This window comes from Microcystis aeruginosa FD4, from assembly GCF_009792235.1.
In the GTDB taxonomy this organism is placed as follows: domain Bacteria; phylum Cyanobacteriota; class Cyanobacteriia; order Cyanobacteriales; family Microcystaceae; genus Microcystis; species Microcystis viridis.
This window is the reverse complement of record NZ_CP046973.1, coordinates 4,294,047-4,308,862: the sequence shown is the minus strand read 5'-3', so window position 1 is coordinate 4,308,862 and position 14,816 is coordinate 4,294,047. Positions and strand designations below refer to the sequence as shown.

The window sequence follows — 14,816 nt, the reverse complement described above, 5'->3', positions numbered from 1 at the left end:
CTCCTAACACCTTTTCTAGATCTCGTAGGTTTCGTCATCAAATTTATCCCAGTCTAACTGATTGGCCAAATATTCATTAATAATCTTATTGCCATTTGGGTTGGGTTCTAATACTTTTAAAGTAGCCATGGCTAAAGCAAAGTAGTCCCTGTTATGCCATCCATAGTTCAGAATAATTGCACCTATATCAATATCTGGATGATGAGAGATAAAATGTTCTTGAACATATTTACTCAATTTTTCAGCATTTTTGAATTTCCCATCCCCAAGGCAGTTATCACAATCACCTAGGAGTAATTCAGTGGCAAATTGATTAGCTTCTTCTTCACCCCCCAACCCTCCCCGATGTCGGGGAATTGGAGGAGATTCAGCTAATCTAAAGATAGGCGGTTAAAATGCGTCTTAGCTTAAATAGTTTCTAGCATTCTGGTTAATTCATTTTTATTTTTCCACAATTTAACTTGACAATTTTGGTATATTTTTACGATCAAAGGAGCTTGATTCCCTTGGGTTATTCTCTCGATTTTATCGATTGTTTCCACAAAAATATTAACCATTGTTTGACGAGGTAAGTTACCAGAAACTAGAACAAATACTTGAGCCTGATAACGGGCTATCTGTTGAACTTCTAAAATATTTCTACCAATGTTTACATCTTTAGTTAATACTATCCATCCTCTTTGACTAACAATAGGTAGCCCGACCTATCTGGTGCATCTGGGGCAAAATGAGCATGATGAAATTCAATCTTAACCCCTATTTTTTGCAAAGCTTCACCGATAGACTTTCCTAAAGCGCGGTCTATAAAATAGGTGTATTGAGAGGTCATGCTGCTTGCCAATTGGACTCGAATAAAATCGCTTTTTCAATTTGCCAACGTTGACAATTATAATCATTGGCAATATCTTCTATAGAGTCCCCCGCATCATAAAGTTCTGTGACAATTTTAGTGGGAATTCCTGTTCCTTTGATAGTGGGTTTTCCGAAGGAAATATTCGGGTCTATCATGAGGACTTTATCAGTGAAGTCTTCCCCCTTTAGGTTGATAGTGGGAAAAAGCCTTGTGGCGATATCTTGTTCATCCCATTCAATACGAGTTAAGAGATTATTTAATACTTGTTTCATCGCTAATTGTCCCGAACGGGAGGCATTAATTAAATGTTCAAATTGTTCGATAAAAAGGTCAATTCCATCGGTACTAAATTGTTTTTGAACTAGAGGATGATCGGTGTTAAATTGTTCACTAATATAGTCTAGGGTAAGTCTAACTTTATCGAGAGGGATGTTATGAACGGTGCGAATGACTCTTAAAACGTGCGCTTCCACTAAGTTAGTAAAGGAAAGTTGGGGAATATTCGGATTAGGTCGTTGAATGAGGGGTAAAAAGTTTTTCTGTCCGGTTTTGGTGGGGTAGGTGCGTCCTTGTACCCAGGTTCTCAGAGTAGGTAAAGGAATATGGAGATAGCGCGCAGTATCGGCTATAGTATAGGTGGGAACATGATAGAGATGCTCTAGAGATAAGGGAGATGACACTTTGACCATCGTTAATATTTTGGTAAAGTTGTTGGGATGAGATTATCGCCTATCGATTATCTCATTTTAGCTAATTTTGGTATCCTTGAGGATAGGGATAAATCAGGATGAGCGCATCTCAGGAGACATGGGGTCCAAATGAGGTTATATTTTATCTATAGAAGAACGTTTGTATGTCGCAACGATAATGAGTAACTCACTGCCAAAATATCTAGAGGAAATCACTGGCATTTATCAACAGGGTAACGCCACAGAACACAGTTATCGTCCTGCTTTAAAAAAATTAATTGAATCCCTAAATAATAACCTACAAGCTCTCAATGAACCGAAAAGGATTGCTTGTGGCGCTCCGGATTTTGTGATTAATCAGGGTATGGTAGAAATTGGTCATCTGGAAGCAAAAGATATCGGAACTTCTCTCAAAAAGGTTGAAAATACTCCCCAAATAAAACGTTATTTACAGGCTTTGGGTAACTTAATTATCACCGATCATTTAGAATTTCGTTGGTATGTATCGGGAGAATTGCGTCTATCAGCGTCCGTGGCAACTCTTAATCAAAAAAAGCAAATTAAACCTGATTCCCAGGGTATTTTACAAGTAGAACAATTGTTCTATCAATTTTTCCTCTCGAAAGTTATTCAGATAACAACACCGCGAGAATTGGCGAAAAAAATGGCCGCTTTAGCGCAGTTAATTCGAGATGCGATCGCACAAGCTTTAAAAGATCAAGATTGCGGGGGAATGTTGCGGCAACAATTGCAATCTTTTCAACGAGTTTTAATTAGTGATCTCAACGAAGCGCAGTTTGCGGATATGTATGCACAAACAATTTGTTATGGTTTATTTGCGGCACGCTGTAATACGGATCAAATCAGTTCTTTTTCCCGGGAAACGGCAGGATTTCGACTGCCAAAAACTAACCCTTTTTTGCGGGGAATTTTTCATCAAATCGCTGGTACAGAATTAGATGAGCGGATTACTTGGGCCGTGGATACTCTAGCCACTATTTTACAACAAACGGACATGGAGGGGATTCTGGGCAGCTTTGGAAAACGCACCCGCAAGGAGGACCCGGTGGTTCACTTTTATGAGACTTTTTTAGCAGAATACGATAGTAAAATGCGTGAGTCTAGGGGGGTTTATTATACTCCTGAACCCGTGGTTTCTTACATGGTTCGCAGTGTAGACTATATTCTAAAAAATAAGTTTCAGATTCCTAAAGGTTTGGCCGATGCCAAAAAAATTACTATTAAAAATCCTAATAATAGCCAAGAAACTCAGGAAGTTCACCAAGTTTTAATTCTGGATCCTGCTGTGGGAACCGGCACTTTTTTACACTCTGTTATCGATTATATCTATGAGAGTTTTCGTCAACAGAAAGGGATGTGGTCTAGTTATGTTAGTAAACATTTATTACCGCGTCTCTTTGGGTTTGAGTTACTGATGGCTCCCTACACCGTAGCACACATGAAGTTAGGTTTACAACTTCAGGAATTAGGCTATGATTTTAGTGCCGATGAACGCTTGGGAATCTATCTCACCAACACCCTACAGGAAGCTTTTCAAATTCCCCCTGCTGACGGTTTTTTAAATCGTATTCGCGATGAAGCAGAGTCAGCGCAAGGTGTTAAGCAAGAACATCCTGTTATGGTGATTATTGGTAATCCTCCCTACTCTGGACATTCCGTAAATACAGGAGAATGGATTAAGGAATTATTGAAGGGAAAAGATATTATTTCTGGAGGAAAAACTGCTAGTTATTTTGAGGTAGATGAGCAACCTTTAGGCGAAAAAAATCCCAAATGGTTAAATGATGATTATGTCAAATTTATTCGCTTTGGTCAATGGCGCATCGAGAAAACTGGTTACGGAATTTTAGCTTTTGTTACTAATCATGGTTATTTGGATAACCCAACTTTTCGGGGAATGCGTCAAAGTTTATTAAAAACTTTTGATGATATTTATGTTTTAGATTTACATGGAAATAGCAAGAAAAAAGAAATCTGTCCCGACGGTTCACCCGATCAAAATGTGTTTGATATTCAGCAAGGTGTAGCTATTGGTATTTTTATTAAGTATCAAGATAGTCAGCAAGATTTAGCGAAGGTTTATCATGCTGATTTATGGGGCAAAAGAGAGATGATTGAGAATCAAGTTATTATCGGGGGTAAGTATCATTGGTTAGATGAAAATGATATTAGTTCAACTGCTTGGCAAGAATTACAACCTGATTCTCCTTTTTATCTATTTAAACCTCAGAATATTAATCTGCGATCAGAATACGATCAATTCTGGAAGATTACTGAAATTATTCCAGTTAATAGTGTTGGTATCGTCACAGCTAGAGATAGTTTAACTATTCAATGGAGTGAAAAAGAAATTTGGGATATAATCAATGATTTTGTCAATCTCAGTCCAGAACAAGCTAGAATAAAGTATAATTTAGGTCAAGATTCTAGGGACTGGAAAGTTAATTTAGCACAAAAAGATATTAAGCAATCAAATTTATCTAAGGATAAATTAACTCCTATTTTATACAGACCTTTTGACAAAAGATATACATATTATACGGGTAATTCAAGGGGCTTTCATTGTATGCCAAGAAGTAATGTTATGTATAACCTAAAATATCAACAAAATTATGCACTAATTACCTCTAGGATGACTAAAGGAGAAAGTTTTAATCATGTTCAAATATCAGAAAATATTGTTGAAGTGATTTGTCTCTCTCCCAAAACATCAAATAATGGCTTTGTTTTCCCCCTTTATCTTTACCCAACCAATACCCCAACTTTATTTGAAACAGAACCAACCAACTCGCCAAATGGTCGCCGTCCCAATCTAGCGCCAGAATTTATTAAGGAACTTTCCGCAAAACTTGAATTAGAATTTATCAGTGATGGCAAAGGAGACAAAAAGAAAACCTTTGGACCGGAAGACATTTTTAACTATATTTATGCCGTCTTTCACTCTCCCCAATATCGCCAACGTTACGCCGAATTTTTAAAAATAGACTTTCCTCGTGTTCCTCTCACCAGCAATCAAGAATTATTCTGGGAATTAGTCAAAAAAGGTGACAGATTAGTGCAGTTACACCTGATGAAAGGGACAGGAAAAGAAATTAGTAGCTATCCCGTGGCAGGTTCTAATCTAGTTGAACAGGTGAAATATGACGAAAATAAACAACAAATTTCGATTAATTCTGAGCAGTATTTTGGGGGGATTCCGCCGCAAATTTGGAACTTTTATATCGGCGGTTATCAAGTGTGTCAGAAGTGGCTAAAAGACCGCAAAGGTCGCCACCTTAGCTACGATGACCTAGAACATTATCAACAAATTATCTCCATTTTGGAAGAATCGATCGCAATTATGGAAACTATAGATATAATTATCAATAAATATGGTGGTTTCCCCTTTAGTTAAGCCACTGGTGAGAGAAGATTAATACTAAATCCGTTGAGTATAGGCTACATATTGGGAGAGGTAAAAGGGAGAATAAATAATCAGTACAGGTGCAAGATTTTGAGGGAATCGTGCTTCAAAACCTTGCGTTTTCATCGGCCTGCGTCCTGTAGGGGCGAAGCATTCGGGCAATAACCTATCGGTGAAACCGTAGATACTTTTTCAGCAAACCCTAGATTGATATTTTATCGCAGGTTTCAACGACAGATAAAGCGTCTTCTAGGTTATATTTAACGGGGTTTCTCTTCCTTTTTTGTTGCGGTTGCCTTTTAAATTTATATTGAAATGTCTCAAGAATTTTGGCGTTGTCAAATTGAAAGATGCTCCGAATCAGCACCGGAACTGAAATTACTTTGATAGCAAGGATTACATGGCATCTTGACAATTAGTGTTTAATGAACGAATAGTGCCGATAGTTGGGCTTAAGTGGGGAACAAGACTTGCCCTGAGCCAACTCGAAGGGGTCGCTCGATTTAGCAGTGGAATTAGCCCTACAATCGGCGTTGAAAGATGCTCCGAATCAGCACCGGAGCATTGCATCTTTCCTCTTCTGACCTGACAACGCCGTCCCTGTTCACCGATAAATGATTCTCCACTCCCAACCAGAGTGATACAATTGTTAACACCACAGACCAAGAGCCAATCGAAGCGAGAGAATAAAAACTGCTATGTTAAAAGCCCTACTCGGAGACCCCAACGCCCGCAAAATTAAAAAATTTCAGCCCCTCGTCACCGAAATCAACCTGCTGGAAGAGGATATTAAAAACCTATCCGATGAGGAATTAAGGAGCAAAACCAGCGAATTTAAGGAAAGATTGGACAAAGCGAGAAATTATGACGAAAGAGAGGAGATTCTCGAGGAAATCCTCCCCGAAGCTTTCGCCATTGTCCGGGAAGCGGGCATCCGAGTCTTAGGGATGCGTCACTTTGACGTACAGTTATTGGGGGGAATGGTACTCCACAAAGGACAAATCGCCGAGATGAAAACCGGGGAAGGAAAAACCCTAGTTGCCACTCTCCCCGCTTATTTGAATGGATTGACCGGAAAAGGGGTTCACGTCGTCACCGTCAACGATTATCTCGCCCGTCGTGACGCGGAATGGATGGGGCAGGTACACCGCTTTTTAGGGTTAAGTGTGGGACTAATTCAAGCCGGTATGAGTCCGGAAGAAAGAAAGAAAAATTATGCCTGTGACATCACCTACACCACTAACAGCGAACTCGGCTTTGATTATCTGCGCGATAACATGGCTACAGTGATGGGGGAAGTCGTCCAAAGACCCTTTAACTACTGCGTTATCGACGAAGTGGACTCCATTCTTATCGATGAAGCGAGAACTCCATTAATTATATCAGGAGCGATCGATCGGCCCACAGAAAAATATATTCTCGCCGCCGAAATCGCCGAGCAATTAGTGCGCCAAGAAGTAGAAGACGGACCGGGAGACTACGAAGTTAACGAAAAAGACCGTAACGTTTTAATGACCGATGAAGGCTTTAAAAAAGCGGAAGAACTATTAGAAGTTACCGATTTATACGACCAAGAAAATCCCTGGGCGCACTATATTTCTAACGCTATTCGTGCCAAAGAACTCCAGAAAAAAGACGTTAACTATATCGTCCGCAGTGGTGAAATTGTTATTGTTGATGAGTTCACGGGACGGGTATTACCGGGGCGACGTTGGGGTGATGGTTTACATCAGGCAGTGGAAGCTAAGGAAGGGGTAGAAATTCAACAGGAAACCCAAACCTTAGCCACGATTACCTATCAAAACTTTTTCCTACTCTATCCGAAATTATCCGGCATGACTGGGACAGCCAAAACCGAAGAAACGGAACTAGAAAAAGTCTATAACCTGCAAGTAACAATTATCCCCACCAACCGCGTTTCTCGTCGGCAAGATTTAGCCGATGTGGTCTATAAAAATGAACAGGCAAAATGGAACGCCGTCGCCGAAGAATGTCAACAAATGCACGAAGAAGGTCGCCCAGTTTTAGTCGGTACTACCAGTGTAGAAAAATCGGAAGTGCTTTCGCTTTTATTGCAGGAAAGAAAGATTCCCCATAACTTGCTGAATGCTCGTCCAGAAAACGTGGAAAGGGAATCGGAAATCGTCGCCCAAGCAGGCCGGGCCGGAGCCGTAACCATTGCTACAAACATGGCAGGACGGGGAACCGATATCATCCTCGGTGGTAACTCTGATTATATGGCCCGATTGAAAATTCGCGAGTATTTAATGCCGAAATTAGTTATGCCCGAAGATGACAATTTGGCCTTTAGTTTACCCAGTTTAGGAGAACGCAATCGCCCCCAAGGATTCGCTCCGGGTAAAAAGAAAAAAAACTGGCGTGCCTCGGCGGAAATTTTTCCCACTGAGTTACCGAAAGAGGTAGAAAATACCCTGAAAGAAGCGGTTAAATTTGCCGTTGATACCCACGGAACTCAAAGTTTACCAGAATTAGAAGTGGAAGAAAAAATCGCCATCGCGGCCGAAAAAGCTCCCACGGATGACCCAGTTATTCAAAAGTTACGCGAAGTCTATAAATTAATTCGCCAAAGTTATGAAGATTACACCGGCAAAGAACACGATGAAGTAGTAGAAAGAGGCGGACTGCACGTTATCGGGACGGAACGCCACGAATCCCGCCGTATTGACAACCAATTGCGAGGCAGAGCGGGCAGACAGGGCGACCCCGGTTCCACACGCTTCTTTTTAAGCCTAGAAGACAATTTATTGCGTATTTTTGGGGGCGACCGCGTGGCGGGTTTAATGGATGCCTTCCGGGTGGAAGAAGATATGCCCATTGAATCGGGAATGTTGACTCGTTCCTTAGAAGGCGCGCAAAGAAAAGTGGAAACCTTCTATTATGATGCCCGGAAACAGGTGTTTGAATACGACGAGGTGATGAATAATCAACGGCGCGCTATTTATGCCGAACGTCGTCGGGTTTTGGAGGGGATGGACTTAAAAGAACAGGTGCTGCAATACGCCGAAAAAACCATGGATGAAATCGTCATGGCTTATATTAATCCCGAACTGCCGGCGGAAGAATGGGATTTAGAAAAACTGATTAGTAAATCTCAGGAATTCGTCTATCTGTTGGCAGATATTACCGCTAAGGATATCGAGGATATGAGTGTTAATGATATCAAGATGTTCCTCCACGAAGAAGTTCGCAAAGCTTATGAAATAAAAGAACGTCAAGTGGATAGTATTCGTCCCGGTTTAATGCGCGATGCCGAACGTTATTTTATCCTGCAACAAATCGATATGTTATGGCGCGAACATCTGCAAGCTATGGAAGCTTTACGCGAGTCGATTGGTTTACGCGGTTACGGTCAAAAAGACCCCCTAATTGAGTATAAACAGGAAGGCTACGAGATGTTTTTAGAAATGATGATTGATATCCGTCGTAATGTGGTTTATTCCCTGTTCCAATTCCAACCGCAAGGACAACCCCAAGCAGTGGCCAGTGAACAGTAAAAATTAAAAGTTGACTTAAATTGGGGAGAATTGGCTAAGGCTAATTCTCTCATTTTTTTACCCCAAGAAATCAGTCACCCACAATCCACACTAGGACGAAAATTATCAGTCCAATCACTCCATAGGACAGCAACGACCCCAAAAAATTGAGGATTTGTACGGGAAAATGAATCAAAACTTGGTAAGTAAAATCGGCAGCTGCCAGCAAGGCAGCGAAAAACATAATCACAAGTGTTATCATACTTAATATCTTCTCAATCTGATAGAATAAATGGCTATCCTTTGCGGGAATCGGCAGTGGATAGTCAGAAGTTAGGAGATTATCCCCAAGAAAAAACTCGGAGTTACTCTCCCGATTCTACCGCAATTTTAACAGCGATCGAGTTATAATAAATCTTTAATTGTAACCGGCTACTTAGTTGATGATAGGTGGTGCGTTACGACGGATTGTTACCTTCAAGTCAAAGCATCAATTTCTGCCGTCTAACGCACCCTACTGAACTCCCGATGGTCGCGTGCGTCCTGTAGAGGAGGAAGCAGTACAAAAAGTCCAGAAAAAATTAGGTTCCGAGAAAGCAATTCAGGAAATTCGCAAGGAATTAGAAAAAATGAAACAGGAAAATCAGGAACTTAAAAGTCCTTGGACCAAATTAGAAGCGAAAAATAGTTAAACACCGAATTTTGAACAATTATGCAACAATTTATTCAACAGTTAAAAATCGATTTATCCTTGACAGGGATCTAGCAGTTTTATCATTTACTTTCCTAAATATCCTTAGCTAATCATCGCCAATAAACCTTGATAAAAAATCTGAAAACTAGGAGAACAATTATCAGCAGGAGTCATAAATTGAGAAATTTCTCGGGCCGCTTTCACTTTTTCTAAACCTCCGCGATGATAACCAGCTTTTTGAAGTATCTTTTCTAAGTTTTCCCAAGTTCCGCCTGTAATTTCATCGGGTTTTCTGTATTTTGCTTGCTGTCCTACATTAGTAGAAACTTTGGGATAGGCTGAGACTATAGCCTGAATATCACCAAAAAACCAAGCTTCTAGTTCTTCTATGGCAATTCTATTTAACACCTGAAATGTTTTTTTATCTTCGCTAATCGTTTTAGTGATAAGTCCTGTTTGTTGAGCGATATTTTCTAACTTTTCTTTGAGCATTTGACAATCTTCATTGTCTCTATCTACAAGAATAATGATTCGATAATCATCGGGTATCCAGCATTTATAACCTTTTAATCGCTCCGGTAGTTTTTTGATTAAATCGGATTTACCTCGAAAGGCATGAATTTTATAAGTGACATTCTCAAATAATATTTGAGGTTAAATTTGATTTAAACATTCTTGGGTAGAAAATTCTTCAACTAGAAATTCAAGATGCACTTTTTCCCTCCTTTGGTATTAAAGTTAAATGATAGGATTACCCACATCAAAATAGTCCTCCATCCATAATTGACCCAACAAAGCACCATTTTGAATAAATTTCTTAACTCCTTGCATTTCTGAAGTACGTTTAGCTTGAGTAAAACCCTTTTCATCTCGATAAAGCACCCAAACTTCCTCTGGTTTTAAACCATCTACAAAAAAGGGAGAATGAGTTGTTACTATTAATTGTGTACCTGCGGTCGCTGCCCGACATTCTTCTGCTAATTCAGGTAATAAACGGGGATGAAGATGATTTTCTGGTTCTTCTATTCCCACTAATTGCGGAGGGCTTGGATCATATAATATAGTTAAATAAGCCAACATTTTTAAAGTGCCATCAGAGGCAAATTTGGCAAGAATTGGACTTTGAAAAGGTGCGTCTTTAATCTGGAGTAAAAGCTGTCCATTCGGCATAATAGATGCTTCTACTTTTTCTAATCTAGGAATTCGACGAGAAAGGGTTTGTAAAATAGATTCTAATCGTTGAGGATGATCTTCTTTTAAATATTGAATAACATTAGGTAAATTGTCACCAGTTGGGGATAATCTTTCTTGCGCTCCTGCTTCGGGTTGATTGCGAGTATTATCTGCGGTTAAGTAGGAAAGATACCAACTTGTGATAAAACGACGCAAAGCACTAACCCGGGGATGTTTGGCCAATTGTCCCAGGGTACTAACAGCTAAAAATTCCGGGGAGTCTAATCGTTCAGAAATTCGTTCATCTTTTTCTTGGGGATTTTCTCCACTAATCACTATTCCTTCCCCTTCTTTAAAGTCTAAAAAGCGAAAAGGTGCGCCCTTCGGTCCTCGTCTCCAATGTAACCATTCTTCAGCAACATAAGGGCGATTATTGGCTTCATTAATGGCTAAATGATAGGTAATTAAAGGTGATGCCAATGTTTCTCTATATTTTAATTCGATAATGATGTAACCTTCTTGTCCTCTAGTTCTTAATTCTTTAAATCTTCCCCGTCTGTCCCAAGCTTTTCTTAAACCAACAGTAAAACATTCAGAGAGGAAAGCAAAGACATCAAATAAGGTAGATTTTCCGCTCCCATTAGGACCGAGAAAAACTGTTAGAGGAGTAATTTTTTTTAATTCTAAGTCCTGTAAAGCTCGGTAATTTTGCACGCGCAGATTTTCGATTCGAGGTATAGAGTTTTTAGACATTGATTGTTGCTCTCTGCTGCTTTTAGCTCGTCTTGTCCCAGATTAGCTGTTAATTTCGCCAGTTACCCCAAAAAACTGGTCAATTTTTAGTAATCTGGCTCTTCTGGACTGGTTATAGCAAATTAGCTCTCCTGATTCTACCGCAATTTTAACAGCGATCGAGCTATACTAAATCTTATTTAACAAAAATGTAGGTTGGTGTGAAGCATGAAACCCAACGCTCTCCTGATTCTACCGCAATTTTAACAGCGATCGAGTTATACTAAATCTTATTTAACAAGTATAGAGTGGCAAGTGGGAAGTGGGTTTTGAAAGTTGGACTGGCAGTTAATGATACTATCAAAAATAAATTTAGTATAAGCTTTCATTGTATCGGGAAAAACTTCAGTTTGTTTGGGATAGTTCATCCTTCCTAGCTAATTAGCTAATAAGGACAAGTCAGGGAAAATATTTCCCCGTTTCCCGTTCCCTTTTGCGATAAGATAATTAATATAACTCCAAGAGGACTGCTCTATGAATATTCGTATTGGTAACGGCTACGATATCCACCGATTGGTGACAGGAAGACCTTTAATTTTAGGAGGAGTAGAAATTGCCCATACTGTCGGTTTATTGGGTCATAGTGATGCCGATGTCTTAACCCACGCTATTATGGATGCCATGCTGGGGGCGCTTAGTTTAGGCGATATCGGTCATTATTTTCCCCCCACAGACCCGCAATGGCAAGGGGCGAATAGTTTAAAATTATTAGAGCAAGTTAATCAATTAATTGTCGATAAAGGTTGGCAGATTAATAATATTGATTCGGTAATTGTCGCCGAAAGACCGAAAATGAAACCCCACCTTATTGCGATGCGATCCAAGTTAGCGGCTACCCTTAATATTAATCCAGAACAGGTGGGAATTAAAGCCACTACTAACGAACAATTGGGACCGGTAGGACGAGAAGAAGGTATCGCAGTTTATGCCGTGGTTTTATTGGTTAAGGATTAGGTTAAATAGGATGTTTTCCCTGTTATTTTCCCAGCCATTCTTCTCTGGTAATACCCGCTTGATTGAGAATGCGTTTTAACAGTCCTACCCCTATTTCCCCTTGATGGGGATTGGGGATAATTATCGTTAAATTACCGCGACGCATTTGAGGGTGTTTACCCCCAGCGTAGGGACCGTCAAACCCAAGTTCTCGTAATCTTTGAACTAGATTAAGCCATGATACGGCGGTTAATTTAGGCATATCTTAAATTGAAGACATGGGTTGAGGAAGGAGATTAAGATCTATTCCTGCTAACACTGGAATCGGCAAACCTAAACACAGACGCAAAGCAATCCAATCGCTTAAAGCTTCGCGCAATTCTTGCCGGCAATCTTCTAGATTGGCGTGATTTGCCCAAACTCCCTGAAGGGGTGGAATTTCACCCCAATAAGTGCCATCTTCTTCGATGATTTCGTATCGAGCTAGTGCCATCGCTTGATCAATATAACTGGCTAACATGGTTGTATTATTGGTAGAGCTTACTTACTATATTAAAGCAAATGTTTCCCAGCAGCCAGCTGCATTGGATTCGCCTTCAGATTATGATAAGGTAAGATGGTCAATAACCTAAGTTATCTGGAGTATTAATCTCGTTGGCTCGAAACAACAGATCATTTAAAAAGTCTTGAGAGAATACTCATCTTCAGTAGCTAATTCGACCCACAATCTGGTTACTGCTAGGAATCTAACCGATTCCTTCCCGATTTTTATCTAATCCCTAACTGCTAAATTCTCTCTATGACTGCTATTATCCAACAAATAAAAGAGCGTTTTTCCCAATCCCTAGTTAAATCCTTTGGGGAAAACTTCGCTGATACCGATCCTCTAATTGTCGCCGCTAGTAACCCCCGTTTTGGCGATTATCAGTGTAATATTTCCCTCTCTTTAGCCAAAGAATTAAAACAAAAACCGCGGGAAGTGGCGGCAACTTTACTAAAAAATCTAGAGATAGATGATCTCTGTCAACCCCCCGAAATTGCCGGACCTGGTTTTATCAATCTTACCCTTAAACCCAGTTATCTAGAAACCCAATTAAAAGACCTAATTACTGACAACCGTTTAGGAGTTGCCACTGCTAACCCCAGTCAAAAAATTATTGTCGATTTTTCCAGTCCCAATATTGCCAAAGAAATGCACGTCGGTCACTTGCGATCGACTATAATTGGTGATTGTATCGCTCGGATTTTGGAATTTCGTCATCATCAAGTAATTCGTCTTAATCACGTCGGGGATTGGGGTACTCAATTCGGGATGTTAATCACCTATCTACAAGAAGCTTATCCTAGCGCTTTAACCCAAGCAGATGCTCTGGATTTAGGCGATTTAGTTAGCTTTTATAAAAAGGCAAAAATTCGTTTTGATGAAGACGAAAACTTTAAAGAAACTGCCCGTCAAGCCGTAGTAAAATTACAGTCGGGTGATCCTCAAAGTCGTCAAGCATGGCAGTTACTTTGTCAACAATCACGACGGGAATTTCAGAAAATCTATGATATTCTCGATATAAAACTGACTGAAAGGGGGGAATCTTTTTATAATCCCTACCTGGAAGCGGTAATCAGAGAATTAGATCAACAGGGATTGCTAACAGAAGACAACGGCGCTTTATGCGTCTTTCTCGATGGTTTTACCAACAAAGAGGGGGAGCCTCTGCCCCTAATTGTCAAGAAATCCGACGGCGGTTATAATTACGCTACCACCGATTTAGCGGCAATTTGTTATCGAGTGCGGCAAGATAAAGCCGAAAGAATAATTTATGTTACCGATGCTGGACAAGCTAACCATTTTGCCCAAGTATTTCAGGTGGCTAAAAAAGCGGGATTTTTACCCGATAATGTGGCAGTGGTTCACGTCGCTTTTGGATTAGTTTTAGGGGAAGATGGTAAAAAGTTAAAAACTCGTTCCGGGGAGACGGTAAAATTACAAGAATTACTTGATCAAGCGATCGCCTGTTCCCTAGCTGACTTAGAAAAAAGACTAGCAAGCGAGGAAAGAGAAGAAACTGGCGATTTTATCGCTAAGACTGCCGAAACTGTCGGATTAAGTGCCGTTAAATACGCCGATCTCAGCCAAAATCGCAATAGTAACTACGTTTTTAGTTACGACAAAATGCTCAATCTGCAAGGCAACACCGCCCCCTATATGCTGTACGCTTACGCTAGAGTCCAGAGTATCAGTCGCGAAGGTGGTATTAATTTTCAGGATTTAAGTCAAAATTCTTCGATAATTCTCAAGGATGAAAGTGAATTAATTCTGGCTAAACAATTACTGCAACTTCCCGAAGTAATTAGTGCCGTAGAAGAGGATTTATTACCCAATCGTCTATGTGATTATCTTTATGAACTCAGTAAAAAGTATAATCGTTTCTACGAGAATTGTCCCGTTCTGAAAGCAGCAGAACCGATTAAAACCTCTCGTTTAGTTTTGTGTGATTTAACGGCAAGAACCCTAAAATTAGGCCTATCTCTCTTGGGTATCCCCGTTTTGGAAAGAATGTAAATCAGTTATCAGTAATCAGTAATCAGTAATCAGTTATCAGTTATCAGTTATCAGTTATCAGTTATCAGTTATCAGTTATCAGTTATCAGTTATCAGTTATCAGTTATCAGTTCACTGTTTACTGTTCACTGAAAAATTCATAATTCCCACACCCCACACCCCACACCCTACACCCTACACCCCACACCCCACACCCTACACCCCACA

General features: G+C 40.1%; 12 protein-coding genes and 1 pseudogene. 6 read left to right on the top strand and 7 right to left on the bottom strand.

Annotation, left to right across the window (positions count from 1 at the left end; translation table 11 throughout):
• Positions 1–15 precede the first annotated feature (15 nt).
• The 3 genes and pseudogenes from GQR42_RS21375 to GQR42_RS21365 form a co-directional block, all read right to left on the bottom strand.
• Complete coding sequence (locus GQR42_RS21375; RefSeq protein ID WP_233271111.1) at positions 16–336, bottom strand: hypothetical protein; 321 nt, start codon at positions 334–336, stop codon at positions 16–18.
• A gap of 71 nt (positions 337–407) precedes the next feature.
• Positions 408–829, bottom strand: a pseudogene (locus GQR42_RS30125) (hypothetical protein).
• Complete coding sequence (locus tag GQR42_RS21365) at positions 826–1,542, bottom strand: DUF433 domain-containing protein (RefSeq protein ID WP_158201529.1); 717 nt, start codon at positions 1,540–1,542, stop codon at positions 826–828. Before GQR42_RS21365 ends, GQR42_RS30125 begins: the two are co-directional and overlap by 4 nt.
• Before the next feature lie 178 nt (positions 1,543–1,720).
• Between GQR42_RS21365 and GQR42_RS21360 the strand changes: the two genes are divergently transcribed.
• The 4 genes from GQR42_RS21360 (at position 1,721) to GQR42_RS21345 (ending at position 9,152) form a co-directional block, all read left to right on the top strand.
• Positions 1,721–4,957 (top strand): type ISP restriction/modification enzyme, encoded by a 3,237-nt coding sequence (locus tag GQR42_RS21360; protein WP_158201528.1) that lies wholly within the window; start codon positions 1,721–1,723, stop codon positions 4,955–4,957.
• Between the two features lie 707 nt (positions 4,958–5,664).
• The gene (gene secA / locus GQR42_RS21355) at positions 5,665–8,481 is read left to right on the top strand and encodes a preprotein translocase subunit SecA (protein WP_158201527.1); all 2,817 of its coding nucleotides are present in this window, start codon (positions 5,665–5,667) and stop codon (positions 8,479–8,481) included.
• Positions 8,482–8,712: 231 nt separating this feature from the next.
• On the top strand, positions 8,713–8,871 hold the full coding sequence (locus GQR42_RS21350) for a hypothetical protein (RefSeq protein ID WP_158201526.1): 159 nt from the start codon (positions 8,713–8,715) through the stop codon (positions 8,869–8,871).
• 125 nt (positions 8,872–8,996) lie between these two features.
• Positions 8,997–9,152: a hypothetical protein gene (locus GQR42_RS21345; RefSeq protein ID WP_158201525.1), complete on the top strand. Its 156-nt coding sequence runs from the start codon at positions 8,997–8,999 to the stop codon at positions 9,150–9,152.
• A 104-nt stretch (positions 9,153–9,256) separates the two neighbouring features.
• On the opposite strand, the gene GQR42_RS21340 is transcribed toward GQR42_RS21345, so the two are convergent.
• Together GQR42_RS21340 and GQR42_RS21335 are read right to left on the bottom strand one after the other, a co-directional pair.
• The gene (locus GQR42_RS21340; RefSeq protein WP_257792652.1) at positions 9,257–9,775 is read right to left on the bottom strand and encodes a DUF4276 family protein; all 519 of its coding nucleotides are present in this window, start codon (positions 9,773–9,775) and stop codon (positions 9,257–9,259) included.
• Between the two features lie 117 nt (positions 9,776–9,892).
• Positions 9,893–11,080 carry an AAA family ATPase gene (locus tag GQR42_RS21335; protein WP_158201524.1) on the bottom strand — a complete coding sequence of 396 codons (1,188 nt, stop codon included), beginning with the start codon at positions 11,078–11,080 and terminating at the stop codon, positions 9,893–9,895.
• A 513-nt stretch (positions 11,081–11,593) separates the two neighbouring features.
• On the opposite strand from GQR42_RS21335, the gene ispF reads away from it, so the two are divergent.
• Positions 11,594–12,073 (top strand): 2-C-methyl-D-erythritol 2,4-cyclodiphosphate synthase, encoded by a 480-nt coding sequence (gene ispF, locus GQR42_RS21330; protein WP_158201523.1) that lies wholly within the window; start codon positions 11,594–11,596, stop codon positions 12,071–12,073.
• 22 nt (positions 12,074–12,095) lie between these two features.
• On the opposite strand, the gene GQR42_RS21325 is transcribed toward ispF, so the two are convergent.
• The gene (locus GQR42_RS21325; protein WP_158201522.1) at positions 12,096–12,314 is read right to left on the bottom strand and encodes a type II toxin-antitoxin system HicA family toxin; all 219 of its coding nucleotides are present in this window, start codon (positions 12,312–12,314) and stop codon (positions 12,096–12,098) included.
• 3 nt (positions 12,315–12,317) lie between these two features.
• Positions 12,318–12,572: a type II toxin-antitoxin system HicB family antitoxin gene (locus tag GQR42_RS21320; RefSeq protein ID WP_158201521.1), complete on the bottom strand. Its 255-nt coding sequence runs from the start codon at positions 12,570–12,572 to the stop codon at positions 12,318–12,320.
• Positions 12,573–12,851: 279 nt separating this feature from the next.
• On the opposite strand from GQR42_RS21320, the gene argS reads away from it, so the two are divergent.
• Positions 12,852–14,609 carry an arginine--tRNA ligase gene (gene argS / locus GQR42_RS21315; protein ID WP_158201520.1) on the top strand — a complete coding sequence of 586 codons (1,758 nt, stop codon included), beginning with the start codon at positions 12,852–12,854 and terminating at the stop codon, positions 14,607–14,609.
• Positions 14,610–14,816: the final 207 nt, after the last annotated feature.

Coding starts and splice junctions, on each gene's coding strand:
- GQR42_RS21365 (WP_158201529.1), bottom strand. CDS start 1,542: ATGGTCAAAGTGTCATCTCCCTTATCTCTAGAGCATCTCTATCATGTT.
- GQR42_RS21360 (WP_158201528.1), top strand. CDS start 1,721: ATGAGTAACTCACTGCCAAAATATCTAGAGGAAATCACTGGCATTTAT.
- secA (WP_158201527.1), top strand. CDS start 5,665: ATGTTAAAAGCCCTACTCGGAGACCCCAACGCCCGCAAAATTAAAAAA.
- GQR42_RS21335 (WP_158201524.1), bottom strand. CDS start 11,080: ATGTCTAAAAACTCTATACCTCGAATCGAAAATCTGCGCGTGCAAAAT.
- ispF (WP_158201523.1), top strand. CDS start 11,594: ATGAATATTCGTATTGGTAACGGCTACGATATCCACCGATTGGTGACA.
- GQR42_RS21325 (WP_158201522.1), bottom strand. CDS start 12,314: ATGCCTAAATTAACCGCCGTATCATGGCTTAATCTAGTTCAAAGATTA.
- GQR42_RS21320 (WP_158201521.1), bottom strand. CDS start 12,572: ATGTTAGCCAGTTATATTGATCAAGCGATGGCACTAGCTCGATACGAA.
- argS (WP_158201520.1), top strand. CDS start 12,852: ATGACTGCTATTATCCAACAAATAAAAGAGCGTTTTTCCCAATCCCTA.